Origin of the sequence: Leuconostoc sp. BM2 (assembly GCF_002095565.1) — a bacterium.
GTDB lineage: Bacteria > Bacillota > Bacilli > Lactobacillales > Lactobacillaceae > Leuconostoc > Leuconostoc falkenbergense.
Map to the genome: position 1 here is coordinate 1 of NZ_MOWQ01000088.1, position 1,571 is coordinate 1,571.

Annotated in this window: 3 protein-coding genes; all 3 read left to right on the forward strand. The window is 37.5% G+C overall.

Translation table 11 applies throughout. The features are described 5' to 3' along the window. The first annotated feature begins 149 nt into the window (after nucleotides 1-149). Nucleotides 150-827, forward strand: a complete 678-nt coding sequence (locus tag BMG01_RS10460; protein ID WP_084013495.1) for an AAA family ATPase — start codon at nucleotides 150-152, stop codon at nucleotides 825-827. Between the two features lie 4 nt (nucleotides 828-831). Further along, entirely contained in the window at nucleotides 832-1,383 is a 552-nt protein-coding gene (locus BMG01_RS10465) for an NUMOD4 domain-containing protein (protein WP_198941274.1), read from the forward strand. Further along, nucleotides 1,373-1,571: DEAD/DEAH box helicase family protein (locus tag BMG01_RS10470; RefSeq protein WP_158084730.1), on the forward strand; the 199-nt coding region annotated here is incomplete at its 3' end. The genes BMG01_RS10465 and BMG01_RS10470, both read left to right, overlap by 11 nt.

The window sequence follows — 1,571 nt, forward strand, 5'->3', positions numbered from 1 at the left end:
ATCCAGAAACATCACGTATTCCAGATGAATTTATCAACGTTAAAGAAACAAAGACACCTGATAAGGCGAAATTAAAGGCGTTTATCAATACCGGTGGAAAAGTTAAGGGTGTGGCAGTTATTGAACGAACACATGCACAGGTGAAATAAATGAAAAAACGAGAAAAAGGTGTTAAAACGCCGTTCAGAGTATTGATTTACGGTAAACAAGGCGATGGTAAAACATCAGTAACACGATTTGCACCGGGACCGGTAGCACTACTTACTTTAGATAATACAGATAAGGTTTTGGATAATGTCGATAAAGACGGTGTCGTGGAGCGATTCTACATTGAAGATTACAGTAAGATTCTCGCTGAAATCAATGAGTTTATCGAATATGTCTCAAATAGCGAATTTAAAACAATTGTGTTTGATAATTTAAGCGCACTGGAAAAAGTTTGGTTTGTTAATGCGGCCGATGAAGGTAAGAATCACGGTATTAATTCAATGCAAGACTACGGCAAGTATAGTAATCAGCTAATTAAAATGCTGTCATACATTGATAGTCGATTGAAAGACAAAAATGTCATCTACACAGCATGGCAACGCAACGGTGAAATTTGGCTTGAAAGCGGTCAGAAAATTACGCCATTCCAACCAGATCTACGAGATAGTGTGAATAATTACTTTATGGGAACCGTTCATGCAGTGACGCATATCAAATATGATCAAGAAAAGAAAGAACGTTATTGGACTTTGACAAATTCAGCAAACGAATATGCAAAGAATCAAATTGACGGTCGCAAACGTGCTGATTTCGATAAATTGTTTGATTGGGAGGCTTAATGATTTGCAAGAAATATGGAAGAATATTGAAGGATACGAGGGACAATATCAGATATCTAATTTAGGACGTGTAAAAAGTCTTGCTCGTATAAATTATGCTAACCATTTTCAAGATGAAAGAATATTGACCCCCGTTGATCATGGTAAAGGATATCTATTAGTTCATTTATCGAGAGGAACAAAAGTTAAGCAAATTGCTGTTCACAGGCTTGTTGCCGAAACATTTATTCCCAATCCAAATAACAAGCCTCAGGTTAATCATCTTGACGAAGACGTTACAAACAATCGTTTAGACAATTTGGAGTGGTGCAGTTCACAGGAGAACTTAACATACGGTCATAGAATTGAAAACGCTTGGAAAACAAGAACAGCTAACAAAACGAGAGGGAGAAGAATTAAGAAGTTTACAATAAGCGGAGATTTGGTGGAAATATATCCTACCATCATAGTAGCTTCTCGTGAAAACGGGGTGAGTGGTCCGGCTTTGTCGGCTGCTGAAAGGCACAATTATACGTCAGCAGGACATAAGTGGAGATACATGGAAAATGCCTTTTGAATTATATTCATATCAGAATAAACTACTTTCAGAAGCGCGACAATCACTTGCTAATGGTTCAAAAAGCGTCATGGTAGTTTCTGCTGCTGGTTCTGGTAAAACAGCTATGATGAGTGAAATGGCTAGATTAACAACCTCACATCACAAAAGAGTGTGGGTTATGGCACATCGAAAAGAATTGATAAATC

Bases quoted from the DNA above. Each gene is read 5' to 3' on its own strand.
- BMG01_RS10460 (WP_084013495.1), top strand. From the start codon at position 150: ATGAAAAAACGAGAAAAAGGTGTTAAAACGCCGTTCAGAGTATTGATT.